Genomic DNA, 26,117 nt, shown 5'->3' with positions numbered 1-26,117 from the left:
GGAAGACGTATTGCGTACAATTAAAGTAGGTTCTAGACGAAGTAAGCTGGCAATTACACAAACAAAATGGGTCATTCAAAAGCTGTCTGAACTAAACCCTTCTTATTCTTTTGAAATAAAAGAAATTGTAACAAAGGGTGATCAAATTTTAGATGTGACTTTATCTAAGGTTGGCGGAAAAGGACTGTTTGTTAAAGAGATTGAGCAGGCGATGCTGAATCATGACATCGATATGGCGGTGCACAGCATGAAGGATATGCCGGCAGCTCTTCCGGAAGGTTTAGTGATTGGCTGTATTCCTGAGCGTGAAGATGTGCGGGATGCACTTATTTCGAAGAATCATCTGAGTCTCAGCGAACTGCCTAAGGGTGCAATTGTGGGAACGAGCAGCTTACGGCGCAGCGCACAGCTTCTTCAGGAAAGACCAGATCTTGAGATTAAATGGATTCGAGGAAACATTGATACGAGATTGGAAAAGCTGAAAAATGAAGAGTATGATGCCATTATTCTAGCGGCTGCCGGTCTGTCCAGAATGGGATGGAGCAAAGAGGTTGTGTCGGAATTTTTATCTCCTGAGACGTGCCTTCCAGCCGTTGGACAAGGCGCGCTATCGATTGAGTGCCGCGGGGATGATGAAGAGCTGTTGCAGCTTCTCGCCCAATTTACGAATGAATATACGAAGAAAACGGTTCTCGCAGAAAGAGCCTTCCTCAAACAAATGGATGGAAGCTGTCAGGTGCCGATCGCTGGCTATGCAACGATGAATGAGCATAATGAAATTGAACTAACAGGTCTTGTTGCATCTGCTGATGGGCACACAATTATTCGAGAAACCGTCACAGGCACTGACCCTGAAGCAATTGGGACAGCGTGTGCGAAGCAGATGGCCGATAAGGGAGCAAAGGATTTGATCGACAAGGTGAAAAAGGATCTGTCTCAATGAGCATAGGCAAATCGCTTCACGGACAGACGGTGCTTGTCACTCGAAATGAACGTCAAGCGGGCGTGTTTCAGCAAAAGATTGAAGCGCTGAACGGCCATGCGGTTTTAACCTCTCTTATTCGGTTTGAGCCTACGCTCACAAAAGAAAAAGCGCAGGACTTTTTAAAGGACTTAGAAAATAGCCAATGGCTTGTTTTCACGAGTGTGAATGGTGCGTCTTTTTTTCTGAACTACATAAAAGACCATCATTTCCAAAAGAGCTTATCCCATTTAAAAGTGGCTGCTGTAGGAGAGAAAACCTCTGCCTATCTTGAGCAGCACGGCTTGAAGGTGGATGTTGTGCCAGAACGATTTATAGCGGAAGAACTGGCAGATGCATTACTTGACCATGTACGCCCAGGAGATCGTGTGTTTGTAGCAAAAGGGCATCTATCACGAGATGTGGTGAAAGAGACCCTCGTTCCGCTCGGCATAGAGGTAAAAGAATGGATTTTATATGAAACAGTCAAGGATGAGGAAGGAATTGCTGCTCTTAAAACGGCAATGACGAAGCAATCATTTGATTTTATTACATTTACGAGCTCATCTACTGTTCATTCTTTTATGCATGTGATGGAAGCAGATGCAGCGAAGCTGGCCGCATCTGACACCTGTTTTGTGACGATCGGTCCTCTGACAAAAGAGGCACTGCTTCAATACGGGATTTCTTCTGAAACCCCAGATACTTATACGATAGACGGAATGCTTGATTTGATGTGCCGTTTATCTGAAAGGAAGTTGAACCATTGATGAAATTTAACAGACACCGCAGATTGCGGACAAGCGCAGGAATGAGAGAATTAGTCAGAGAAACTTTTTTAAGACCATCTGATTTCATTTATCCGATCTTTTTTGTAGAGGGAGAAAATGTCCGAAAAGAAGTCTCTTCAATGCCAGGTGTGTATCATATTTCTGTAGATCTTGTGAAAGAAGAAGTCCAAGAGCTTGTTGATCTTGGCATCAAATCGATCATTGTATTTGGTGTGCCAGATCATAAAGATCATGTAGGCAGTGAGGCGTATCACGATCACGGCATTGTTCAAAGAGCAACGCTTGAGATCAAAAAGCATTTCCCAGAGCTCGTGGTCATTGCAGACACCTGCTTATGCCAATATACAGATCACGGACATTGCGGAATTGTTGAAGATGGAGAAATTTTAAATGATGAATCTCTTCAGCTACTAGCGAAAACGGCTGTCAGCCAAGCGCGCGCAGGTGCAGATATCATCGCGCCTTCAAATATGATGGACGGTTTTGTTGTCGCCATTCGTGAGGCGCTTGATGAAGCAGGCTTTATTCATGTACCAGTTATGTCTTATGCCGTGAAATATGCAAGTGCTTTTTACGGTCCGTTCCGTGATGCAGCACATAGTACACCGCAGTTTGGAGATCGTAAAACATATCAAATGGACCCTGCAAACCGTTTAGAGGCTCTAAGAGAAGCGCAATCTGATGTAGAAGAGGGAGCTGACTTCTTGATTGTCAAACCATCTCTTTCTTACTTAGACATTATGCGTGATGTGAAAAATGAATTTACACTCCCTGTTGTTGCTTACAATGTGAGCGGAGAGTATGCAATGGTAAAAGCCGCTGCTCAAAATGGCTGGATTTCTGAAAAAGAGCTTGTTCTGGAAATGCTGACAAGTATGAAACGTGCAGGAGCAGAACTCATTATTACGTATCATGCAAAAGATGCAGCAAAATGGCTCTCAGAATAAAGAACGGATAGACAGGAGGACATTGAAATGGGACGTAGCTATGAAAAATCAAAACAAGCATTTGAAGAAGCACAGCATTTAATGCCTGGTGGTGTCAACAGCCCTGTGCGTGCATTTAAATCAGTCAACACAGACCCGATTTTTATGGAACGAGGCAAAGGTGCCAAGATCTATGATATTGATGGAAATGAATATATCGATTATGTCTTATCATGGGGACCGCTGATTTTAGGACATACGAATGATCGTGTCGTTGAAAGCATTCAGCGAGTAGCGGAAAATGGGACAAGCTTCGGTGCTTCTACGTTAGTTGAAAATGAATTAGCTAAACTTGTATCAGAGCGGGTCCCTTCCATCGAAGTTATTCGCATGGTCAGCTCTGGTACAGAGGCGACGATGAGTGCACTTCGTCTAGCTCGCGGTTTTACAGGCAGAAATAAAATTGTGAAATTTGAAGGTTGCTATCATGGCCACGGTGATTCTTTGCTCATTAAAGCAGGTTCTGGAGTGGCAACGCTTGGACTCCCGGATAGTCCTGGTGTTCCTGAAGGGACTGCAAGCAACACGATCACAGTGCCGTACAATGATTTAGAAAGCATTCAAGTTGCTTTTCAAGAATTTGGCGACGATATCGCTGGTGTCATTGTAGAGCCGGTCGCAGGAAATATGGGGGTTGTCCCTCCGCAAGAAGGTTTCTTGCAAGGGCTGAGAGACATTACGGAACAATATGGATCATTACTCATTTTTGATGAGGTCATGACAGGCTTCCGTGTGGATTATCACTGCGCGCAAGGTTATTTTGGCATCACACCTGATCTGACGTGTCTTGGTAAAGTCATTGGAGGCGGTCTTCCGGTCGGTGCTTATGGCGGAAGAGCGGATATTATGAGACAAATTGCGCCAAGTGGTCCAATTTATCAAGCAGGAACGTTATCTGGTAACCCTCTTGCGATGACAGCAGGCTTAGAAACTCTAAAACAGCTGACACCTGAGTCTTATGAAGAGTTTAAACGAAAAGGTGACCGTTTAGAAGAAGGTATTTCGAAAGCAGCAAAAGCATACGGAATTCCATTAACGTTTAACCGTGCAGGTTCCATGATCGGATTCTTCTTTACAAATGAAGAAGTGATCAATTATGACAAAGCGAAAACAGCTGATCTCGCTTTATTTGCTGAATTTTACAAGGAAATGGCCGATCACGGCATTTTCCTCCCGCCTTCTCAATTTGAAGGACTATTCCTGTCAACAGCTCATACAGATGAAGACATCGAATATACGATTGAGACAGTGGAAAAGGTTTTTCAAAAACTACGTCGATAAAACAAAAGCCGATATGGAGACATATCGGCTTCAGATTGTTGACAAAGGCTAAAATGATCTTGATTTTAGCCCTTTGTCTTTTTTCAGCGTGATAGAAAACCTTTGCAGTCTAGGAAAGACGAGCAGCGGAGCGGAGCGAATTTGACATTCGTGAGCACCGGAGCGCAGGACTGACAACGAATGCGAGGGTTTGTCTACACGCTGAGCCGATATGGAGACATATCGGCTTTTTGCGTTGGAGAAAACGAATCATATTTTCACTTCCTCCCACATACAACTGTATTGACATCTAATTTTATTTTTTAAGGATTAGATGAAAGGAGGACACCGACTTGTCTCAAAACAATCGATTACAGTTTTCGGTAGAAGAATCCATTTATTTTAAAAGCGGACAGGAAGTCAGTGAGCTGCTGTCAATTTCTCTCGACCCTGATATTCTCGTTCAAGAAGTGAATGATTATGTTTCCATTAGAGGTTCACTCGAGCTAACAGGAGAATACAACATAAATCAAGAGGAGCTATTGGGTGAATTGAGTTCCTTTCCAACATACAGGGAAGCAGATGAGGTAAAGGTAAGAGAAGACGGAACGGCGGAGCTTCTGCATCAATTTCCAGTCGATATCACCATTCCGAAGAACAAAATTAGTCATTTAAATGATGTGTTTGTGTTTATTGATGCGTTTGATTACCAGCTGACAGAGAATCGTTTGCTTACCATTCAGGCTGATTTAGCCATCGAGGGCTTGTTAGACGAGGAAACGCCTCAAGCGCCTGTAGAGGAGCCGTATGAATTTGTCCATCGTCCTGAAGAGGATTATGGTGATATGGCTTACGATTATCAGTTGCAGCCGGAACAAGAAGAGCAAGAAGACCTGCAAGGCGAAGAACGTGAGGATGATGAGAAGCAGCCTGTATTCCAACATGACACGCGCGCCGAGCAAGAGGAACAGGAAGATCAAGAAGAAGAGGAAGAAGAAATTGAGATAGAACTGGTGAACAGGGAAGTAGAGGAAGTGTCCGAAGAACCGGAAGAATCAGAAGAACAAGAAGAGGCGGAACAGCCGAATAACCAAGAAGAAGCTGTGGCACTTGGCTATCGATCTATCCCTGAAGCTCACGTGCAGGAACCGCCATTTTTTGAACCGCCTAAGCTTTTAGAAGAAGAGGAGCGGGAGGAAACATTCTTTGAAGTGGAAGTGAGAAAAGATCCGGAAGCTGCCGAAGAGCAGGAAGAAACGGTACAGTCATATCCGGCATTTGAATCACCTGCTTATCAAGTGGAACCTGAGCAAGAGGAGCAGGATGACGAATATCAGCTCGGGCGGTTATATGAACGGGAAGCACCTAAAATATATGAGTCAGCTCAAGAAGAAGAGGAGCTTGAAGAAGACGTGAGAGAAACGTCTGGCAGTGAGAACTCTCTTTATTTAACAAAGCTGTTCGCTAAGCAGGAGGAGGAAGATTTTTCTCGCATGAAAATATGTATAGTTCAGCAAGAAGATACGGTCGATCGTATTTGTGAGAGATATCAATTGAATGTGCAGCAGCTTCTTCGCACAAACTCATTATCGATTGATGCGGAGCTTGAGGAAGGGCAGATTCTTTATATTCCTGAATATCAAAAAAGTAATGCATAGCAAGCGATGACTGACCGAGAAAATGTGGTGAGTGAACGTGGATGAAATCCAATCTGTCTTATACGAATACGGACTTGAGGCTGAATATATTGAACCTGTCAGTCCTGTTGTCATCAAGGTATATACAAAGCAGGGTGTATTTGCCTTGAAGCGAGTAAAAGCCAACCGGCATATGCAATTTACTGAACAAATGCTTGAACTAGAATCAAAGGGATATCGCTCCTTTGTGCCGATTTATCGGACGAAGAGCGGTTCCTTTTTCTCAAGTCATCGGGAAAGCCAGTATGCATACTATCTGATGCCGTGGCTGACGAATGAAAAGAGAGAAGAGCAGGACGATAAGCACGAATATTTATTTCAAGAGATTGCAAGACTTCATAAGCGTACTGAAGTCATGATGGATATCACAGAGCAAGAGATAGAAGCGCATTACACCCAAATCAAGAGCAGATGGGAAACAGAGAAAGACATGTATGAACGATTTATAGAGCGGGCAGAACAAACGTGGTATATGTCGCCATTTGAGCTGGCCGCTGCTATGTATTTTTCAGAGGCGATGTCTGCCAGCGAATTTGCGCTTGAGCGTTTAGAAGATTGGCATGAAGAAATGAAAGACAAAGAGACAACGCGTGTTGTGCTAAATCATGGACAGCTATCGATCCATCATTTTTTGTATAATGATGTAGGAACAGGACATTTCACCAATTTCGAGCGGTCTAAAAAAGCCGCCCCCATCTATGATCTTCTGACCTATTACTTTCGGACATTCAAAACCTATCCCACGTCTTGTCCTGAATGCACTTCTTTGTTTTATACGTATCAAAAAGGAAACCCTCTTCGGGAGGAAGAACTGCATTTGTTCCTAAGCTACCTTGCTTATCCGCAAGGGCTGTTTGATACAGTAAAAGCTTATGAAGCAGGCGGACAGGATGAAATGGAAAGCTGTCAGCAGCTGTTAAGAGCGTATTGGCAGATGAAAAATTCTGAGCCGACCGTTATGAAGATTCATGAGATTGAGCAGGCTAGACGGCTTGAAGAAGAACAAAGTGCCTCGTCATCAGCGGAATGACGAGGTTATGCTGCGTTGGCTTTATATGGACAGGTACATAAGCATGAGTTTTTTAAAACCAATCAAGATGAAAGGCACAGGCGAGAAAAATAAGAATACCTAGAATGAGGACGTCAAATGTTGTAGGGAAAATGATCGTACGAAATCCTTGAAATATAGCAATCGGGAGAACGACTTGGGAGGCAACTGCCCGAATTTGTCTCAGCCAGGGGGGGAGTGTGTAAGGATTGATCTTCTTCAAATCAAACGCCCTCCTTCTTCATTTTGTTATTATCATATGGGCAAAAGGGCGAAGGGTGCCTGCCCAATTTGTATAAAGAAGAAGAAAAGCGGAAAAGATGATTGACGAAAACAAAAGGCATTTAGTAATATTAATAAAAGATGAGTATGTGCTGATGAACGTGATATATCGTAAGCGTAGATCAGGAAGAGTACGAGCAAGACCCTAAAGAGAGGGAAGCCAAGAGCTGAGAGGTTTCCTAGGATGTACTTGTTTGGAAGGTCGCCTGTGAGCTTAATTTCTTGAATGAACAAGTAGAGAAATTCGGGAGAACCCCGTTATCCTTTAGAGTGTATGGGACACGTGTATGTGTCTCGTGAAAAAAGGTGGTACCGCGAAAAAGCTTTTTCGTCCTTTTATAAGGATGGAAAGGCTTTTTTTATGTTTCATCAGCAGAAAAAATGTGGAGGTTACACAAATGGGAACAAATAATCAAGAAATGCCAACAAAGTACGATCCTAATGCGATTGAAAAAGACCGCTATACGTACTGGCTTGAAGGGAAATTCTTCGAAGCACAAAATGACAAAACGAAAGATCCATATACAGTCGTCATTCCTCCACCAAACGTGACAGGAAAACTGCACCTTGGGCATGCATGGGACTCTACACTCCAAGACATCGTGACACGTATGAAACGGATGCAGGGCTATGACGTTCTTTGGCTTCCAGGTATGGACCATGCCGGTATTGCGACTCAAGCAAAAGTCGAGGCAAAGCTTCGCGAAGAAGGCGTAAGCCGGTATGACCTTGGCCGAGAGAAATTTGTGGAAGAAACGTGGAAGTGGAAAGAAGAATATGCAGATTTTATTCGCAGCCAGTGGGCGAAAATGGGTCTTGGTCTCGATTACTCCCGTGAACGTTTTACTTTAGATGAAGGTCTGAATAAAGCCGTTCGCCAAGTGTTTGTTCAATTGTACGAAAAAGGGCTTATTTATCGCGGAGAGTACATCATTAACTGGGATCCAGCAACGAAAACGGCACTTTCTGATATTGAAGTGATTTATAAGGATGTTCAAGGTGCGTTTTATCACTTGAGATATCCGCTTTCAGATGGCACGGGTTCAATTGAAATTGCGACAACAAGACCTGAAACAATGCTGGGAGATACAGCCGTAGCCGTACACCCTGATGACGAGCGCTATCAGCATCTAATTGGAAAAACAGTGGTTTTACCAATTACAGGCCGTGAGATTCCAATCGTCGGTGATGACTATGTTGATATGGAGTTTGGTTCAGGTGCTGTGAAAATTACACCTGCTCATGACCCGAATGACTTTGAGCTTGGAAACCGCCACGGGCTAGAGCGTATTCTTGTCATGAATGAAGATGGCACAATGAATGCGAATGCCCTGCAATATAAAGGAATGGACCGTTTTGAATGCCGCAAACAGCTTGTGAAGGATTTACAAGAAGAAGGCATTTTGTTCAAAATTGAGGACCACATGCATTCAGTTGGTCATAGTGAGCGAAGTGGAGCTGTCGTTGAACCGTATTTATCAACACAATGGTTTGTGAAAATGCAGCCGCTGGCAGACGAAGCCATTCATCTGCAAAAAGGTGACGACCAAGTTCAATTTGTTCCAGACCGATTTGAAAAGACATATTTACATTGGATGGAAAATATCCGTGACTGGTGTATTTCTCGTCAGCTATGGTGGGGACACCGTATTCCGGCTTGGTATCATAAAGAAACGAAAGAAGTATACGTTGGACTTGAAGCTCCAGAAGATATTGAGAACTGGGAACAGGATAACGATGTACTTGATACATGGTTCAGTTCAGCGCTTTGGCCGTTTTCTACAATGGGCTGGCCGGATGCAGACAGTGAAGACTTCAAGCGCTACTATCCAACCAATCTGCTTGTAACTGGCTATGACATTATTTTCTTCTGGGTATCCCGCATGATCTTCCAAGGTCTTGAATTCACAGGAGAAAAACCGTTTAAAGATGTCCTCATTCATGGGCTTATCCGCGACGAACAAGGGCGTAAAATGAGTAAGTCGCTCGGCAACGGAATTGATCCAATGGAGGTCATCGACAAGTACGGTGCGGATTCATTAAGATATTTCTTAGCGACTGGAAGCTCACCAGGTCAGGATCTTCGTTTTAGTTTTGAAAAGGTTGAATCCACTTGGAACTTTGCGAACAAAATTTGGAACGCATCCCGTTTTGCTTTAATGAATATGGATGGTTTAACGTATGATGAGCTTGATTTAACAGGAGAAAAATCAGTTGCTGACCAATGGATTTTAACACGCTTAAATGAAACAATTGAAAGTGTCACACAGCTTGCTGACAAGTATGAATTCGGTGAAGTGGGCAGACATTTATACAACTTCATTTGGGATGATTTCTGTGATTGGTACATTGAAATGGCGAAACTTCCGCTTTATGGAGAAGACGAAGCAGCGAAGAAAACGACTCGTTCGATCCTTGCGTATGTATTAGATCAAACGATGAGACTTTTACATCCGTTTATGCCGTTCTTAACAGAAGAAATCTGGCAGCATCTACCGCATGAAGGTGAGTCCATTACTGTTGCGGCATGGCCTGAAGTGAAGCCGGAGCTTTCCAACGAACAAGCTTCTGCTGATATGAAGCTGCTTGTGGAACTCATTCGCTCTGTTCGTAACATTCGCAGTGAAGTGAACACGCCAATGAGCAAACAAGTTGAACTTTACATTAAAGCCTCTACATCTGATGTGCAGGAACGCTTAGAGAAAAACCGTTCATATATTGAGCGCTTCACGAACCCAAGTGTTCTTGAAATTGGCACAGATATCCCAGCTAGTGATAAAGCGATGACGGCTGTTATTTCTGGAGCAGAACTCATTCTGCCGCTTGAAGGCTTAATCAACTTAGATGAAGAAATTGCTCGTCTGCAAAAAGAGCTTGATAAGCTGACAAAAGAAGTGGAACGAGTACAGAAAAAGCTTGGCAACGAAGGCTTTATGAAAAAAGCGCCTGAAAGTGTCGTAGAAGAAGAGCGTGCGAAAGAACGTGATTATGTCGCAAAACGCGAAGCTGTTCAAAAGCGTATTGAAGAGCTGAAAGCATAAGGTTGAAAAGACGGCTCCTAATGAAAGGGAGTCGTCTTTTTTGAAAATTTCGTATGAAATGAGAGATGACATTGTTTACAACCTATCATGAAGCCATTGATTGGATTCACAGCAGACTGGCCTTTGGCGTAAAACCGGGTCTTGAACGAATGAAATGGCTGATGAACAGACTAGGAAATCCGGAACAAAGTATAAAAACAGTACATGTTGCAGGTACAAATGGTAAAGGATCAACCATTGCGTTTACGCGTTCTGTGTTGCAGGCAGCCGGCTATTCGGTCGGAACTTTCACCTCTCCGTTTATACTAACGTTCAATGAAAGAATCAGTGTTAATGGAGTGCCTATAGAAGATGAAGAATGGTTGAGTTTGGTGAATGAAATCAAGCCTTTTGTTGACGAATTAGATCAAACAGAGCTTGGCGCAACTACAGAATTTGAAATCATTACAGCATGTGCATTTGCTTATTTTGCTCATGTGCACCAAGTAGACTTTGTCCTCTTGGAAACAGGGCTTGGGGGAAGACTTGATTCTACAAATATTGCTGTTCCTATTTTAACAGCGATTACGTCGATTGGTCATGATCATATGGCCATTTTAGGTGACACACTTGAACAAATTGCAGCTGAAAAAGCGGGTATTATCAAAGAGGGTATTCCAATGATCACGGCAGTTCACCAGCCTGAAGCTCTTGCTGTCATTCAAAACACAGCAAAAGAAAAGAATGCTGAATGTATTTCATTACATGATACTTGTAGCTTTGATGAGCAGCAGCCGACAGAAACAGGTGAACGTTTCACGTTACGCACATCAAAAAAGCAGTATCCGCAGCTTGAAACAGGATTAATCGGAACGCATCAAAGGCAAAATGCTTCCCTTGCTGTTTTACTCATTGAATGGCTGGAGCAAGAAGGCTATATTAGTGTGACAGAAGAGCAAATATATGAGGGCATTCGGCAGGCAGCTTGGGCTGGGAGATTTGAAAAAGTCAAAGATCATCCTCCAGTGTATTTAGACGGCGCTCATAATGAAGAAGGGATCGACCGTTTAATTGAAAGTGTACAAGCTCATTTTTCTAGTAAACAGGTGCATATATGTTTTAGTGCTTTAAAAGATAAGCCGTACAAGCAAATGATTCAAAAGCTTGAAGCTGTCAGTTCTTCTATCCATTTTGTTTCATTTGATTTTCCAAGAGCCGAATCAGCTGAAAAGCTTTATGTATGCAGTCAGTTAGACGTAAAGTCGTATGATGATGACCCTCGTACAGTGCTTGAGTTCATTCAGAAAAAAAGTGATGATCCGTCAGCGGTGATCATTGTGACAGGCTCTCTTTATTTTATTTCAGATATACGAAATCGTATGATCGGGTAACACAAAAACGCAAATGGCTTTAACGCCATTTGTGTTTTTTTCTTTTGATATGCAGATGGAAAGTAAAATCATATTTTCGCTATGTGCTCAATGAATACGATCGTGATAAAATCCGGTCTATCTTATTCTCGGAAGGGGTCACGATATATGATAGGCATTTTTGTGTTTCTTGCAGGCGTCACCATGGGGTCGTTCTTTCATCTAGTTGGTGAAAGGCTGCCGCTTAAGCGATCTATTCTTCTTCCTCGTTCTCACTGCACAGTCTGTAAACAGCCGCTTTCCCTGCACGAGATGATCCCGCTCGTTTCGTATGCGTTATTGAGGGGAACTTGTAAGCATTGCGGCACTCGGCTGTCTTTGTTATATCCACTGGTTGAGCTGCTGTCAGGCAGTCTTTTTTTGCTCATGTATAGAATCGCTGGTATTTCGTTTGAAGGTCTTTTTCTTGTGATTCTTTGTAGTTTATTTGTGATTGCTGTCGTGAGTGATCTCCTTTATATGAGGGTGCCAAACGAGCTGTTTCTCTTCTTTTTCCCTCTTTTCGTCATATACCGCACGCTTGAACCTCTTCTAATTTGGTGGGAAGGAGCGTCTTCGCTTCTTTTTTGCTTTCTCATGTTTTATAGTTTAGAACGTTTCAAGCCAAATAGCATGGGCGGAGCTGATATGAAGCTGTTCGGTGTTCTTGCGTTTTGCTTTGGCTTCAAGCCATTCCTTCTCATTCTTTTCCTCTCGTGTATCTCTGGAATCGCCTATGCGAAGGTTTTTTCTTTTCGATTAGATGAACCATTTCCCTTTGTTCCTGCGATCTCTTTTTCTTTTTGGCTGTATCTCTATGGAGCTCATGTCATGCTCCCATTCGCAGGGTCGACCGGTTGAAAAAATTGGCGAACACTTTTTTTCCCTGCCGACAAAAGTCTTGTTCTTTTTTTTTTCCGCTATGTTAAAGTGTGAAACAGAAAGAAGGACGGGTACATTCGCGCTGATTCATTGGACAAAAAGGTCTTTCTTACAAACAATGTCAGAAAGCGGGGAATGACAGTGAAAAAAAGGCAGGCAAAAAAACAAGGGTTAAAAGTCAATATTAATGGCAAAGAAGAAATGCTTCATGAAGATGACCACCAGCCGCCAAAACAGCAAGAGGATGATCAAGTGACGTTTTCGAATTGGGAGGAAAAAAGGCAGTCAGAACAGGAGACAGCTGCATCTGAGGAAGAACCGGCTAAACCGAAAGAAGAAGACTTCCAGTGGGATGACGCAGCTGATCATATTTATCATTCTGATCCAAAGGTCGTCACACCTTATCAAAAGAAAAAAGGCTCCTTTGATCAGAAGTTCGGTAAAAACCGCGGCCCGTTTAAGAGAGTGATGACAACGATTGTGTTTGCAGTGGTTCTTGGGACAGGCCTTGGTGTGTTTGCACTTAGCTTAAGTCAAGATGGTACTCAGAATCCATCAGGGGGAGATATCAGCGTTTCAGCGTCCGGAAATCAATCATCAATGAAAGCGGGCGGTGATGCGCCGCCAGCAGATACTGCTGATGAATCAAAAGAGAATAAAGATGAAAAAAGCGCCTCTGGCCATTTTTCAACCTATGTCGTACAGGCTGGAAAGTTTTCCTCTGAAAAAGGAGCAGATGAATTAGTTGGCAGTTTAAAAGAAGCAGGGTATGCGGGGAAAAAGATCTCAATGGATGATGGCTATTATGTCATTGCTGGGCTTGCGACAGAACAGGGCATGACAAGTGCTGTTGGGAAGAAGCTGATTGATCAGCACTTTGAGGCATGGGGAGGCAAGGAGCTCTCATTTCAAGTACCGGATGAGCTGACTAGTTTAATAGAAAAGGCATCTGTATTATCCTCTAAGGTCATTGCAGGAGACGATGTGGATCAAAAGGACGTTACGCAGCTGATCTCTGAGCTTGAAAGTGCCAAAACAACGGACGCACCAGCTAAAAGCAGTTTGCTGAAAGCGGTGCAGCTGTTAAATGAACCTACTGCTGAAAACGGGTGGAAATCTCAGCAGGCACTGCTTGATCAATTAAATACGTAAAATCATATTTTAAGAAACCAAACTAGTCAAAAAATGACTAGTTTTTTTCTTTTTCATCCAACATAATGATGAAGGAACATGAAAAATGAATTTTCGTAAATTGTCGGTAAGATGTACATTTGATAGGATGAATGGGTATCTTACTTCTTAGGCTAAACCCTGAAAGGATGAACAAACATGAACCGATTGATTCTCGCATCTCAATCCCCTAGAAGAAAAGAATTGCTTGATCTAGCAGGGTTTTCTTATGACATTCAAGCAAGTCAATTAAAAGAAGAAATAAATCGAAACTTTTCTCCTGCAGAGAACGTCCAATGGTTGGCAGAACAAAAAGCAAGTGATATTCAAAGATTATATCCCGAAGCTGTGATTATTGGTGCAGATACGATTGTTGCAATTGACGGCAAATGTCTTGGGAAACCAAAAGACAAGGAAGAAGCGGCCTCAATGCTTCAATTATTGTCAGGAAAGACACATCAAGTCTTGACGGGTGTCACGATTCAGTCAGAGAATAGAAAAGAAACATTTTATGAACAGACAGAAGTGACGTTTTGGGCACTTACGCAAAATGAAATAGACCGCTATATCGAAACGGGAGAACCGCTTGATAAAGCGGGAAGCTATGGCATTCAAGGAAAAGGCGCACTGTTTGTTCAAAAAATAGATGGTGATTATTTTTCCGTTGTAGGTCTCCCTATTGCCAAAACAGTTAGAGTGCTCGAAACATTTGGAATCACCCCTTTTTGATGACAGGAAGGAATCTAAAAGGAGTGGGCATCATGAACGATTTCCCTATGTTGCTAAAGCATTTTCCTCAAGATGAAAAGCCGAGAGAACGATTGATCAAATATGGTCCCGGCAGTCTGTCAAACCATGAACTTGTTGCGATTCTTTTAAGGACAGGCACAAAAAAGGAATCAGTTCTTCAAATTTCCGCAAGACTTCTGCAAACATTTGGCGGTCTTCGCACTATAAGAGAAGCCTCAATTGAAGAAATGTCGAAGATTCGAGGAGTTGGAAAGGCGAAGGCGGTCTCTCTTTTAGCTGCTTTAGAACTCGGCACTAGATTACACCATCAAACGACGGACAACCGCTATGTAATCCGCACACCAGAGGATGGGGCAAACTTTGTGATGGAAGATATGAGGTTTTTACAACAGGAAAATTTCGTTTGTCTTTATCTCAACACAAAAAATCAAGTTCTTCATAAACATACCGTGTTTATTGGAAGTCTGAACTCATCCATCGTTCACCCGCGTGAAATTTTCAAAGAGGCCTTTAAACGGTCCGCTGCTTCATTTATTTGTGTGCACAACCATCCATCTGGAGATCCGACGCCCAGCAGGGAAGATATTGAAGTCACACAGAGACTATTTGAATGTGGAAAGCTGATTGGAATACAGCTGCTTGATCATCTTGTCATAGGTGATCAAAAATTTGTGAGTTTGAAGGAAAAAGGGTATTTGTAACACTTTTTTTTTCAATGTTTTACGATATAATAGAGTTTATGAGTTTTTCCCTAAGGGAATTTTGGTTTAAGAAAGGAAGATACATACATATGTTTGGAATTGGTACAAAAGACCTTGGAATAGATCTTGGAACAGCGAATACGCTTGTTTTTATTAAAGGAAAAGGCATAGTTGTGAGAGAACCTTCGGTCGTAGCTTTGGAAACTGATACGAAGTCTATAGTGGCGGTCGGAAATGATGCTAGAAATATGATTGGGCGTACACCTGGTAATGTTGTGGCACTACGCCCAATGAAAGACGGAGTCATTGCAGATTACGAGACGACAGCAACAATGATGAAATATTACATTAATCAAGCATTAAAAGGCAAAGGGCTTTTTGCTCGTAAACCTTACGTCATGGTATGTGTGCCATCTGGCATTACAGCTGTAGAAGAGCGTGCAGTTATTGATGCAACAAGACAAGCTGGTGCACGTGACGCATACCCGATTGAAGAACCATTTGCTGCGGCAATCGGTGCTAACCTGCCTGTATGGGAGCCAACAGGAAGTATGGTTGTGGATATTGGCGGCGGTACAACAGAAGTAGCGATTATTTCTCTTGGCGGCATTGTGACATCACAATCAATCCGTGTTGCAGGTGATGAAATGGATGATGCGATCAGCAGCTATATCCGTAAAACGTATAACCTGATGATTGGTGATCGTACGTCAGAAGCGATTAAAATGGAAATCGGTTCTGCGCAGCCTGATGTACATGATGAGATGGACATTCGCGGACGTGACCTTTTAACAGGTCTGCCAAAAACAATCTCTATTACGGCAGAAGAGATTGCAAAAGCGCTTCGCGATACGGTGGAAACAATTGTCGATGCAGTAAAAATGACGCTTGAAAAAACCCCGCCTGAGCTGGCAGCAGATATTATGGACCGCGGAATTGTTTTAACAGGAGGCGGTGCATTACTGCGTAATCTTGACAAAGTCATTAGCGATGAAACGAAAATGCCAGTCATTATTGCTGAAGATCCGCTTGACTGTGTGGCGATCGGAACAGGGAAAGCACTAGAACATATTCATTTGTTCAAAGGAAAATCAAAAGATAATCGATAATCGGGCGTAATTAAAGAGGTGTAAGACATGCCGCAGTTTTTTATGAATAAAAGATTAATGTTGCTCCTTGTCTGTGTCATCGTACTGGTGGCCATGATTGGTTTTTCAGTGAAAAGCGGCAGAGGTGCTTCATGGCCGGAAAAATTAGTGGGGGATACGACAGGCTTTTTTCAAGGTGTCTTTCATAAACCATCACAATTTATTGCCGGTATTTATGGGAACGTACAAGATTTAAAGAACACATATGATGAAAACGAGCGTCTTCGAAAAAAACTTGATGGACAAACCCAATATGAGGCGAAACTTCAAGAACTAGAAGATGAGAACAAAAAGCTTCGCAAACAGCTTGGCTATGTGAACTCTGTTCGTGATTACACGCCAATTCTATCAACTGTTATCGCAAGAAACCCATCTCTTTGGGATAGCTTTGTGATGATTGATAAAGGGAAAAAACAAGGCGTTGACAAAGATATGGCGGTCACAAATGAGAGTGGCGCATTAATTGGGAAGATTGAAAGTGATAAGCTCAACAATTTTACTTCAACTGTAAGGTTGCTAAGCTCTACTGACCAAAATAATAGAATTTCAACGAAAATTTTTGCGAAAAAGGGCAAAGAAGAACTCAATGGAATCATTAACGGTTATGACAGCAAGAAAAAAATGCTGACTATGAATATTCTAAAATCCGATGCAGATGGGGATGTCAAAAAAGGAGATCTTGTTGAAACATCTGGAGCAGGGGGCGTATTCCCGCAAGGCTTGACGATTGGTAAGGTGAGTGAAATCGAGCCAGACCATTACGGCCTGACAAAGATCATTTACGTAGAACCAGCGGCTGAACTCAACAATTTAGACCGTGTGATTGTGGTGAATCGCAGCACAAGTACAGCAGATGCATCTGAATTGACGAAGGAGGAAGGCTCGTGAAACGTGTCCTTCTAGCTTTCGTCATGTTGTTTATCTTCGTATTTGACAGTATTTTTGTCGATTTAGTGAAGCTCCCATTTGTTTCAGAGAATCAAATTTTAGCTCCTCATTTCATTTTACTTGCACTTGTATTTATGACTGCTTTTGTGAATCAAAAATATGGTGTGATTTACGGATTTATCTTTGGACTTTTATATGATATTTCATATACAGGCATACTTGGTGTTCATATGTTTGGCTTTGGGGCGCTTTGCTATTTGCTAGCAAAAGCCTTTAAAGTTCTGCAAACGAATATGTTAGTCGTCGTCTTTCTGTCGATTATTGCTGTTTCCGTCATGGAGTTTTATGTATACGGCGTTCAAGCGACAATTCAACCAGGGATTATGCCGTTTAATACGTATGTCATCGAACGCTTTATTCCAACGATTCTTTTAAATACTGCTGCGTCTCTCATACTTGTTGTGCCGCTTAGGCTCTTTTTCATCAATGTGAAACAAGGACTGATCGACGAATAAAAGCAGGAGTTTGTCCAATTACGGCGAAATGAGTATGTTGTTGAGGTGAGCATCTTGAAAACTCAAAAACAGCAATATGTGACGATAAAAGGTACAAAAAACGGATTAACATTACAGTTAAATGATGACTGTTCGTTTGATGATCTTCTTTCTGGCTTGCGAGAGGTTCTTTTACTTGAGCAATATACAGATGGAAGAGAAGGACATAAGGTCAATGTGCATATTAAGCTTGGTTTTCGTTATTTAACGGAGGATCAGGAGACGCGTTTGACTGAAGCGGTGTCTGAAAATGAACATCTCGTGATCCACTCCATTGAAAGTGACGTCATGTCAACTGAAGAGGCGAGACGATTAAAAGCAGAGGCTGAAATTACTTCTGTAGCAAAAATTGTACGCTCTGGACAGGTGCTGTATGTCGAAGGAGATCTTTTATTAATAGGAGATGTCAATCCTGGCGGAACGATTCGCGCAGGAGGAAATATTTTTGTGCTTGGCGCATTAAAGGGTGTGGCGCATGCTGGATGTAATGGCAACAAGCAGGCTGTTATTGCGGCATCTCATATGATTCCAACACAGCTTCGCATCGCACAAGTTTTTAACCGTGCACCAGACCAAAAAGAAGATGGAAATGAAATGGAATGTGCTTATTTAGATATAGATGGCAATATGATCATTGAACGCCTGCAGCAATTGGCTCATATAAGACCTAATCTGACAAGGCTTGAGGGAGGAATGTGAAATTGGGCGAGGCTATTGTGATTACCTCAGGAAAAGGCGGCGTTGGCAAAACAACAACATCTGCAAACTTAGGCACAGCACTAGCAATTCAAGGGAAAAAAGTGTGTCTAGTTGATACCGACATCGGCCTTCGGAATCTGGATGTCGTGATGGGGCTTGAAAACCGCATTATTTATGATCTAGTTGATGTAGTAGAAGGAAGATGCAAAATTCACCAAGCGCTTGTAAAAGATAAGCGTTTCGAGGATCTTTTGTATCTTTTACCTGCTGCTCAAACAAGTGATAAAACGGCTGTGGAGCCGGAACAGATCAAAGAATTAATTCAATCATTGAAACAAGACTTTGATTATGTTGTCATTGACTGCCCTGCTGGAATTGAGCAAGGCTTTAAAAATGCTGTATCAGGTGCAGACAAGGCCATTGTCGTGACGACACCTGAAATCTCAGCTGTGAGAGATGCGGACCGAATCATCGGTTTGTTAGAACAAGAAGATATCGAACCGCCTCGTTTGATTGTCAACCGTATTCGTACACACATGGCGAAAAATGGCGATTCAATGGATGTAGATGAAGTGGTACATCACTTGTCGATTGATCTACTTGGCATCGTAGCAGATGATGATGATGTGATTAAGGCTTCAAACAATGGTGAACCGATTGTTATGGATGCTAAAAACAAAGTATCGATTGCATATCGCAATATTGCCCGCCGCGTACTAGGCGAATCTGTTCCGCTTCAATCCTTTGAAGAAGAAAACAAGGGAATGTTTGCAAAGCTGAAAGCATTTTTTGGTGTAAGAGCATAATCGTGATAGAAAACCTTTGCAGCCTAGTAAGGACGAGCACTGGAGCGCAGACCTGACAACGAATGCTAGGGTTTGTCTACACGCTGAGACCGATTCGATTTAGAATCGGTCTTTTTGTTGCATATCAGATGAGGTTGTCACATAAAATGTACAAACTGTTTGTATGTAAAGGGTGATCTCATGAAAAGAGTGGACGAGTACCGAAAGAAAATCGCGCAGCGCCGCAAAACGATGCAGCCAGCTGCTCCTCCTAAGAAGACGGCTTTCAAGAAAAAAGAAGATATCCCGCCATGGGTTATGCTGACAGAGGAAGAAAAGCATTCTGACTCGACCTCCTATGAACCGGCGTCCCATCAGCCAAAGAAATATCGTCATCCCTTATTTAACCCGAATACCTTTGTGCTTAAATGCTTATTATCAGCGTCCCTTGTGTTGATTGCTGCCATTTCGTTTAAAGGTCAGGCAGGTCCGTTTCAGCAGCTGAAGCCGGTGATTACTCAGACCTTTGAGCAAGATTTTCAATTTGCTGCTGCCAACCGTTGGATTGAAAAAACAGTCGGACATCCGCTGGCATTTTTAACAGAGAAAAAAGAGGGCCAAAAGGACGTACAAGCGAATCAAGAACTAGCTGTGCCTGCCTCTGGTAAAGTGCAGGAATCCTTTACGCAAAATGGAGCAGGGGTCAAAGTTGAAACATCCGCTGAAGCCATTGATAGTATGAAGGAAGGCTATGTGGTCGAGGTGAAAAAGAAAAGCGACACAGGGCTTACCGTTGTGGTGCAGCATGCAGATAACAGCTATAGCTGGTACGGTCAATTAAAGAAAGCCGATGTGGCCTTATACGATTTTGTTGATAAAGGTGAAAAAATTGGCCAGATTTCGCTTGATGATCAAGGGAAGGGCACGTATTACTTTGCCATTAAACAAAATGAACAATTTATCGATCCTATTCAGGTGATGACCTTTGAATAGATGGCTGCTCATGCTGACGAAAATTCACATCCATCCGCTGCTGTGGATTGTGATGGCGTTTGCGATTCTGTCAGGTCAAATTAAGCCGCTGCTTTGCCTGCTTGTGATCGTCTGTGTCCATGAACTTGGACATGCAGCGGCTGCATGCTATTATCATTGGCGCATTCGGCGGATTTTTTTACTGCCATTTGGCGGAACGGTTGAAGTAGAGGAACATGGAAACCGTCCGCTAAAAGAGGAGCTGGCGGTCATTTTGTGCGGGCCGCTTCAGCATGTACCGCTCCAGCTCATGGCGTGGCTGTTCATGGAGGCTTCTCTTATCTCGCATGACGTCTTTACGATGTTTACCTTTTATAATATGGCGATTTTTCTTGTCAATCTTTTGCCCATTTGGCCGCTTGATGGCGGAAAATTATTCTTTTTGCTCTTATCTATTTTTTACCCTTTCCAACGTGCACATGCTCTAGCCATAAAAGGCTCACTTGTCTTTTTCGGTCTATTGACAGCAGGATTACTTTTGTTTGCACCGCTGCAATTCAATGGCTGGGTGCTGCTCACTTTTTTAGCTTATTCACTCGTGATGGAGCACAGGCAGAGGCATTACGTCAGGGTTCGTTTTTTACTAGAACGGTATTACGGTAAAAAAGAGCAAAAGGTAGAAAAACTGATTCCGCTGAGAGCAAGTGCAGAGGAAAAAGTTTACGAAGTGATGGCACGATTTCAAAGGGGCTGCAAGCATCCGATTATTATTGAAAGAGATGGCGTGAAGATGAGTCAGCTTGATGAAAATGAACTGCTCCATGCGTATTTTTCAGATCGCAGAACGACCTCCTCAATGGAAGAGCTTCTTTTACCGTACTAATGGTGAAAATACATTGACATTCTGCGTCTAGTTTGATATATTTTTTAATGTTATGGATATGTAGCACCCGTGCTACAACCGCGCGGAGCAGGTGTAAAGAGCCTATGGCCCCCTGTATTCGGCGAGTCTGAGTTTATTAGGAGGTGCAGAGATGTACGCAATTATCGAAACTGGTGGTAAACAAGTAAAAGTTGAAGAAGGTCAAACTGTTTATGTTGAAAAACTAGCTGCTGAAGCAGGTGAAACAGTAACTTTCGAAAACGTATTGTTTGTCGGCGGAGACACTGTCAAAGTGGGTAACCCTTCAGTTGCTGGAGCAACAGTAACGGCTAAAGTTGAAAAACAAGGTCGCGGTAAGAAAATTACTGTGTTCAAGTACAAACCGAAGAAAAACAACCACAAGAAACAAGGTCATCGTCAACCTTACACTAAAGTTGTTATCGAAAAAATCAACGCTTAAGGCGTGTGAGTGATATGATCAAAGCAACCATTACTCGGTCATCAGCAGATGAAAGCATTACGTCTTTTCAGATGACTGGACATGCCGAGTTTGCTGAAAAAGGTCAGGATCTCGTTTGTGCAGGTGTATCTGCTGTTGTTTTCGGCTCAGTCAATTCAATTATTGCACTGACAGGATTGGACCCACTGCTTGATATTGGTGAAGAAGGCGGCTACTTCTCTTTTGAACTGCCGGCTGATACAGATCCAGTATCCTTTGAAAAAGCCCAGCTGCTTTTAGAAGGCATGGTCGTTTCCTTAGAGACAATTGAACGAGATTATCACGATTATGTGAGAATATCAACAAAAAATAGGAGGTGAACTTCATGCTTAGATTAGATCTTCAATTTTTCGCATCTAAAAAAGGGGTAGGTTCTACAAAGAACGGACGTGACTCTGAGTCTAAACGTTTAGGCGCTAAACGTGCTGATGGTCAATTCGTAACTGGTGGTTCTATCCTTTATCGTCAACGTGGAACGAAAATCTATCCAGGTGAAAACGTTGGACGCGGAGGCGACGACACTCTTTTCGCTAAAATCGACGGAACGGTTAAATTCGAACGTTTCGGTCGTGACCGTAAAAAAGTGAGCGTATATCCTGCGGCACAATAATTGCTAAAAACTCCGGTCATTGACTGGAGTTTTTTTCACTTTTACAAGCAGTACCGAAGATGATAAAAGAAGATGCACTCCATAAATATCAAAGAACGTTTGCTGACTTTGCCTCATTTTCTCCTATACGATCAGAAAAAACAACCTTTCCTCACATAACTAGTGTTTTTCTATGCTGTCTTCTCTGTTATAATTCAGGGAGACATATTGATGATAAGACTCCTAAAAGAGAGACCAAACGATTGGGAGTGCGATAATGGAAGAGATACCAAGTAAAGAAAATGAAAAATTAACTCACGTTGCATTAACAAATGAATTGATCTATCTGCTCAGTCGTTCAAGACACGACTGGATGAATAAATTACAGCTGATCAAAGGCAACTTGACATTAGAAAAATATGACCGCGTGTTTGAAATTATAGAAGAAATGGTCATTGAAGCACAGCATGAATCCAAACTCTCAAATTTAAAAATTCCCCAATTGGCCTATTACTTTCTAACATTTAATTGGGAGTCGCATTTTATCACCTTAGAATATGAAGTGCTTGGTGAAACCCGAGACTTATCAGCATATGAATCACAGCTGCTATCGGTATCACAGGAGTTGTTTTCGATATTCGATCAATCAGTTTGCCAAAAAACTGAAAATCATTTAACGGTCACGTTCCAAACAGATCATGAAGAAAATGATGTGATCTTATATTTTGATTTCAAAGGAAAATTAACAAGTTTGGATGCGTTAAATGCGTTTCATGACGCAAACTATCCATGTATGAGTATAACGCAATTTCATGTGACGCCTCATGAGTCCATGATTGAGCTTTGTTTGAGGCAAGAACGAGATATGTGATGCAGAGAAACGGAGGAAGTTATGTTTGTAGATCAGGTTAAAGTGTATGTTAAAGGCGGTGACGGCGGAAACGGTATGGTGGCGTTCCGTCGTGAAAAATATGTACCAAAGGGCGGCCCAGCAGGCGGCGACGGCGGAAATGGTGCAGATGTTGTATTTGAAGTAGACGAAGGACTTAGAACGTTAATGGACTTTCGTTATAAGCGTCATTTCAAGGCTGACCGCGGCGAGCATGGAATGAGTAAAAACCAGCATGGCCGAAATGCGGAAGAAATGATTGTCAAAGTTCCGCCTGGTACGGTTGTGACAGATGCAGAGACGGAACAAGTACTAGCTGACTTGACAGAGCATGGGCAGCGGGCTGTGATTGCCAAAGGCGGACGTGGCGGACGTGGAAATTCACGCTTCGCAACACCAGCAAATCCTGCGCCACAGCTTTCTGAAAACGGTGAGCCAGGTAAAGAACGTGACGTCATCTTAGAATTAAAAGTACTTGCAGATGTTGGACTTGTTGGTTTCCCAAGTGTCGGGAAGTCAACGCTGCTTTCAATTGTCTCTTCTGCGAAACCAAAAATTGCGGATTATCATTTTACAACGCTTGTGCCGAACCTCGGAGTTGTTGAAACAGACGATAACCGAAGCTTTGTTATGGCGGATCTGCCAGGACTGATTGAAGGAGCGCACGAAGGCGTTGGCTTAGGTCATCAATTTTTACGTCATATTGAGCGTACACGTGTCATTGTCCATGTCATTGATATGTCTGGACTTGAAGGGCGTGACCCATACGAAGACTACGTGACGATTAATGAAGAGCTTGAGCAATACAATATGAGATTGACAGAGCGTCCGCAAATCATTGTTGCGAACAAAATGGACATGCCAGATGCAGCTGACAATCTAGCGGCATTTAAAGAAAAATTAACGGATGACTATAAAGTGTTCCCGATTAGTGCGATCACAAGAGAAGGGCTTCGTGAGCTCTTATTTGAAATCGCCAATCAGCTTGAAACAACACCGGAATTCCCGCTCTATAATGAAGAGGAGCTGTCGGATAACCGCGTGATGTACAGATTTGATGAGGGCGATGCACCATTTGAGATCTCTAGAGATCCTGATGGCACATTTGTCTTAACGGGTAAAGCACTTGAGCGTCTCTTTAAGATGACAGACTTCTCAAGAGATGAATCCGTTAAACGATTCTCTAGACAGCTGCGCGGAATGGGTGTCGATGATGCGTTGCGTGAGCGCGGTGCAAAAGATGGCGACATCATTCGTCTGCTTGAATTTGAATTCGAATTTATTGATTGATCAACAGGAGGGTCCAGTCCATGGGCTCTCCCGTTTTTAAAAGGGGAGAAAACAGGTGAAAGAAGAAACGTTCTATTTAGTAAGAGAGGATGTACTTCCAGAGGCGATGCGAAAAACGCTTGAAGTCAAAAAGCTTCTCGATCGCAAAAAAGCGGATTCAGTTGCCGATGCTGTTCAAAAAGCGGATTTAAGCCGCAGTGCTTTTTATAAATACCGAGATGCTGTTTTTCCATTTTATACAATGGTGAAAGAGCAGATCATCACATTGTTTTTCCACCTTGAGGACCGGTCTGGGGCTCTGTCAAGGCTGCTTCAAATTGTGGCTGACTCTGGCTGTAATGTGTTATCCATTCACCAAACGATTCCGCTGCAAGGAAGAGCAAATGTCACCCTATCGATTAGTACGGCAGGTATGGCAGATGATATTAACACCGTCATGAATCAATTAAGAAAGCTTGAATTTGTCGAAAAAGTTGAAATTTTAGGTTCTGGGGCGTAAAAGGAGAGATCATAGCAGATGAAGCAATTAACTGTAGGTTATTTTGGACCAGAGGCAACATTTACTCATTTGGCCGTATGCTCTTGTTTTCCAAAAGATGCAGTGCAGCGTGCCTATGCAACGATTCCGCAATGTATGGATGCTGTGTCAAAGGGCGAAGTCGATTTGGCGGTCGTTCCACTTGAAAATGCACTCGAAGGATCTGTGAACTTAACGATTGATTATTTAATTCATGAAGAAGCGTTGTCCATTGTGGGGGAGATGACAGCACCGATACGGCAGCATTTGCTTGTCCACCCGTCAAGAGCGGAGAGCTGGGAGACGTTAGATGTCATTCAATCACATCCTCACGCGATTGCCCAGTGTCATCAATTTCTGAAAAAACAGTACCCTCATATTCCTCACCGGCCAGTGGAATCAACAGGCTATGCAGCAAAATACCTCAGTGAGCATCCAGATGAAGCTGTCGGGGCTATTGCCAATGAAATTGCCGCAAAAACGTATGGTTTGACGATTGCGAAAAAAGACATTCATGATTATCCGCACAACCATACACGCTTTGTGATTTTACATAAAGATCCTAACGCATCGTTCCCAATGAATTCTGGTTTCTCATCAAAGCCAAAAACGACCATTGTGGTCAGTCTGCCTAAGGATGACCAATCAGGTGCATTGCACCGCGTGTTGTCTGCTTTTTCTTGGCGGAATCTCAACTTGTCAAAAATTGAATCCCGTCCGACAAAAACAGGTCTTGGACACTATTTATTTATTATTGACATCGAAAAAGAAATGGATGATGTCCTAGTCCCTGGTGCGATTCAAGAATTAGAAGCGATTGGCTGTGAGGTCAAGCTGCTCGGCAGCTATCAAACATATGAATTAACGAATGAAAAATAGTGTCCCATCCAGGACACTATTTTTTTAGTCTTTTATTAAAAACCCAGCATCATCCAGCGCTTGAATGGCTTGGTCAAGCTGCTTTTGGCTGTAAGAAGAGAGAGTATGCAAATGCACGCCGTCTGTTAGTTCTGACAAGTAGGACGCGCCGGTGTTAGAAATATGATGGACAAAATCAGCGACTTGTTTCCGTGTACTGACGCGAATGGAGGCCGTTAGTTCACCATAAACAGGGTGCTCAATGATCACATCTTTCACCGTCACTCCAAAGTCTACAATCAAGGTCAGTTCCTCTTCTGTGCGAGCAGGATCATGCTTACAGGCGATGATTTGTTCAATTTCTCTTTCTGGCGCATGCTGCGCTGCCATATACACATAGCCTTGGCTTGTGGCAATAATGGGTTCATTTTTTGCTTTTAATAATGAAATATCTTGTACAATGACTTGTCGAGAGACAGCCGCTTTTTTAGCTAAAAAGCTTCCAGTAAGCGGTGTGTCTGTTTCTTTCAGCCACTCTAAAATGGCGGTTCTTCTTTCTTCGCCAATGAGTTTCCTCTCTTGCTCCACG

The 26,117-nt window shown here is 42.7% G+C and carries 28 protein-coding genes and 2 other annotated features; of the genes, 26 read left to right on the top strand and 2 right to left on the bottom strand.

From position 1 onward, the window contains the following. Positions 1-10: 10 nt before the first annotated feature. From hemC to ysxE, 6 genes are all read left to right on the top strand, one after another. The gene (hemC, locus tag OIT90_RS08450; RefSeq protein ID WP_151284496.1) at positions 11-943 is read left to right on the top strand and encodes a hydroxymethylbilane synthase; all 933 of its coding nucleotides are present in this window, start codon (positions 11-13) and stop codon (positions 941-943) included. Further along, positions 940-1,731 carry a uroporphyrinogen-III synthase gene (locus tag OIT90_RS08445; protein WP_260774559.1) on the top strand — a complete coding sequence of 264 codons (792 nt, stop codon included), beginning with the start codon at positions 940-942 and terminating at the stop codon, positions 1,729-1,731. The genes hemC and OIT90_RS08445 overlap by 4 nt, the downstream gene beginning before the upstream one ends. Further along, positions 1,731-2,699 (top strand): porphobilinogen synthase, encoded by a 969-nt coding sequence (hemB, locus tag OIT90_RS08440; protein WP_029706177.1) that lies wholly within the window; start codon positions 1,731-1,733, stop codon positions 2,697-2,699. The genes OIT90_RS08445 and hemB overlap by 1 nt, the downstream gene beginning before the upstream one ends. 27 nt (positions 2,700-2,726) lie before the next feature. Next, positions 2,727-4,019, top strand: coding sequence for a glutamate-1-semialdehyde 2,1-aminomutase (gene hemL / locus OIT90_RS08435; RefSeq protein WP_039180405.1), 1,293 nt, complete (start codon positions 2,727-2,729; stop codon positions 4,017-4,019). 332 nt (positions 4,020-4,351) lie between these two features. Continuing rightward, the gene (locus tag OIT90_RS08430) at positions 4,352-5,656 is read left to right on the top strand and encodes a LysM peptidoglycan-binding domain-containing protein (protein WP_247544457.1); all 1,305 of its coding nucleotides are present in this window, start codon (positions 4,352-4,354) and stop codon (positions 5,654-5,656) included. 37 nt (positions 5,657-5,693) lie between these two features. Then, positions 5,694-6,725: a spore coat protein YsxE gene (ysxE, locus tag OIT90_RS08425; protein WP_251180551.1), complete on the top strand. Its 1,032-nt coding sequence runs from the start codon at positions 5,694-5,696 to the stop codon at positions 6,723-6,725. 52 nt (positions 6,726-6,777) lie between these two features. Here the strand turns inward: ysxE and OIT90_RS08420 are convergent, their stop codons facing one another. Further along, on the bottom strand, positions 6,778-6,966 hold the full coding sequence (locus OIT90_RS08420) for a hypothetical protein (RefSeq protein WP_003216497.1): 189 nt from the start codon (positions 6,964-6,966) through the stop codon (positions 6,778-6,780). Positions 6,967-7,134: 168 nt separating this feature from the next. Continuing rightward, positions 7,135-7,364: a binding site (T-box leader), on the top strand. Positions 7,365-7,423: 59 nt separating this feature from the next. On the opposite strand from OIT90_RS08420, the gene OIT90_RS08415 reads away from it, so the two are divergent. From OIT90_RS08415 to pheA, 20 genes are all read left to right on the top strand, one after another. Beyond that, positions 7,424-10,066, top strand: a complete 2,643-nt coding sequence (locus OIT90_RS08415; protein WP_041086475.1) for a valine--tRNA ligase — start codon at positions 7,424-7,426, stop codon at positions 10,064-10,066. 65 nt (positions 10,067-10,131) lie between these two features. After that, positions 10,132-11,436 carry a bifunctional folylpolyglutamate synthase/dihydrofolate synthase gene (locus OIT90_RS08410; protein WP_281733699.1) on the top strand — a complete coding sequence of 435 codons (1,305 nt, stop codon included), beginning with the start codon at positions 10,132-10,134 and terminating at the stop codon, positions 11,434-11,436. Between the two features lie 147 nt (positions 11,437-11,583). Beyond that, on the top strand, positions 11,584-12,315 hold the full coding sequence (locus tag OIT90_RS08405; protein ID WP_268464271.1) for a prepilin peptidase: 732 nt from the start codon (positions 11,584-11,586) through the stop codon (positions 12,313-12,315). 156 nt (positions 12,316-12,471) lie between these two features. After that, positions 12,472-13,488, top strand: coding sequence for an SPOR domain-containing protein (locus OIT90_RS08400; RefSeq protein WP_039183241.1), 1,017 nt, complete (start codon positions 12,472-12,474; stop codon positions 13,486-13,488). Between the two features lie 177 nt (positions 13,489-13,665). Beyond that, complete coding sequence (locus OIT90_RS08395) at positions 13,666-14,235, top strand: Maf family protein (RefSeq protein ID WP_039180386.1); 570 nt, start codon at positions 13,666-13,668, stop codon at positions 14,233-14,235. Between the two features lie 47 nt (positions 14,236-14,282). Next, on the top strand, positions 14,283-14,957 hold the full coding sequence (gene radC / locus OIT90_RS08390) for a RadC family protein (RefSeq protein WP_029706175.1): 675 nt from the start codon (positions 14,283-14,285) through the stop codon (positions 14,955-14,957). An 89-nt stretch (positions 14,958-15,046) separates the two neighbouring features. Further along, a complete protein-coding gene (locus OIT90_RS08385) occupies positions 15,047-16,066 on the top strand; it encodes a rod shape-determining protein (protein ID WP_007501538.1) in 1,020 nt (339 codons plus the stop codon). A 27-nt stretch (positions 16,067-16,093) separates the two neighbouring features. Beyond that, complete coding sequence (gene mreC, locus OIT90_RS08380) at positions 16,094-16,993, top strand: rod shape-determining protein MreC (RefSeq protein ID WP_039180383.1); 900 nt, start codon at positions 16,094-16,096, stop codon at positions 16,991-16,993. Further along, entirely contained in the window at positions 16,990-17,508 is a 519-nt protein-coding gene (mreD, locus tag OIT90_RS08375; protein ID WP_039180381.1) for a rod shape-determining protein MreD, read from the top strand. The genes mreC and mreD overlap by 4 nt, the downstream gene beginning before the upstream one ends. A gap of 54 nt (positions 17,509-17,562) precedes the next feature. After that, on the top strand, positions 17,563-18,246 hold the full coding sequence (minC, locus tag OIT90_RS08370; RefSeq protein WP_039180377.1) for a septum site-determining protein MinC: 684 nt from the start codon (positions 17,563-17,565) through the stop codon (positions 18,244-18,246). Positions 18,247-18,248: 2 nt separating this feature from the next. Continuing rightward, entirely contained in the window at positions 18,249-19,052 is an 804-nt protein-coding gene (minD, locus tag OIT90_RS08365; RefSeq protein WP_017358134.1) for a septum site-determining protein MinD, read from the top strand. A 180-nt stretch (positions 19,053-19,232) separates the two neighbouring features. Continuing rightward, entirely contained in the window at positions 19,233-20,024 is a 792-nt protein-coding gene (locus OIT90_RS08360; protein WP_474892440.1) for a peptidoglycan DD-metalloendopeptidase family protein, read from the top strand. Then, positions 20,017-20,886, top strand: a complete 870-nt coding sequence (locus OIT90_RS08355) for a M50 family metallopeptidase (RefSeq protein ID WP_047203338.1) — start codon at positions 20,017-20,019, stop codon at positions 20,884-20,886. Before OIT90_RS08360 ends, OIT90_RS08355 begins: the two co-directional genes overlap by 8 nt. 66 nt (positions 20,887-20,952) lie before the next feature. Then, positions 20,953-21,025, top strand: a sequence feature (ribosomal protein L21 leader region). Between the two features lie 12 nt (positions 21,026-21,037). Continuing rightward, complete coding sequence (gene rplU / locus OIT90_RS08350; protein ID WP_003216781.1) at positions 21,038-21,346, top strand: 50S ribosomal protein L21; 309 nt, start codon at positions 21,038-21,040, stop codon at positions 21,344-21,346. Between the two features lie 14 nt (positions 21,347-21,360). Continuing rightward, positions 21,361-21,705, top strand: coding sequence for a ribosomal-processing cysteine protease Prp (locus OIT90_RS08345; protein WP_260774545.1), 345 nt, complete (start codon positions 21,361-21,363; stop codon positions 21,703-21,705). Positions 21,706-21,710: 5 nt separating this feature from the next. Next, positions 21,711-21,995 carry a 50S ribosomal protein L27 gene (gene rpmA, locus OIT90_RS08340; protein WP_003216586.1) on the top strand — a complete coding sequence of 95 codons (285 nt, stop codon included), beginning with the start codon at positions 21,711-21,713 and terminating at the stop codon, positions 21,993-21,995. A 256-nt stretch (positions 21,996-22,251) separates the two neighbouring features. Further along, positions 22,252-22,845, top strand: coding sequence for a sporulation initiation phosphotransferase B (locus OIT90_RS08335; RefSeq protein WP_073979799.1), 594 nt, complete (start codon positions 22,252-22,254; stop codon positions 22,843-22,845). Between the two features lie 21 nt (positions 22,846-22,866). After that, complete coding sequence (gene obgE / locus OIT90_RS08330; protein WP_039180364.1) at positions 22,867-24,153, top strand: GTPase ObgE; 1,287 nt, start codon at positions 22,867-22,869, stop codon at positions 24,151-24,153. A gap of 55 nt (positions 24,154-24,208) precedes the next feature. Beyond that, positions 24,209-24,652 (top strand): ACT domain-containing protein, encoded by a 444-nt coding sequence (locus OIT90_RS08325; protein ID WP_251219680.1) that lies wholly within the window; start codon positions 24,209-24,211, stop codon positions 24,650-24,652. An 18-nt stretch (positions 24,653-24,670) separates the two neighbouring features. Next, the gene (pheA, locus tag OIT90_RS08320; RefSeq protein WP_474892439.1) at positions 24,671-25,549 is read left to right on the top strand and encodes a prephenate dehydratase; all 879 of its coding nucleotides are present in this window, start codon (positions 24,671-24,673) and stop codon (positions 25,547-25,549) included. A gap of 24 nt (positions 25,550-25,573) precedes the next feature. On the opposite strand, the gene OIT90_RS08315 is transcribed toward pheA, so the two are convergent. Continuing rightward, positions 25,574-26,116: a transcription repressor NadR gene (locus OIT90_RS08315; RefSeq protein WP_039180361.1), complete on the bottom strand. Its 543-nt coding sequence runs from the start codon at positions 26,114-26,116 to the stop codon at positions 25,574-25,576. Between the last annotated feature and the right edge of the window lies 1 nt (position 26,117).

It is taken from the genome of Bacillus sp. ABR, assembly GCF_056172715.1.
The sequence above is the reverse complement of the archived record's forward strand: the minus strand, read 5'-3'. Positions and strand labels throughout refer to the sequence as shown.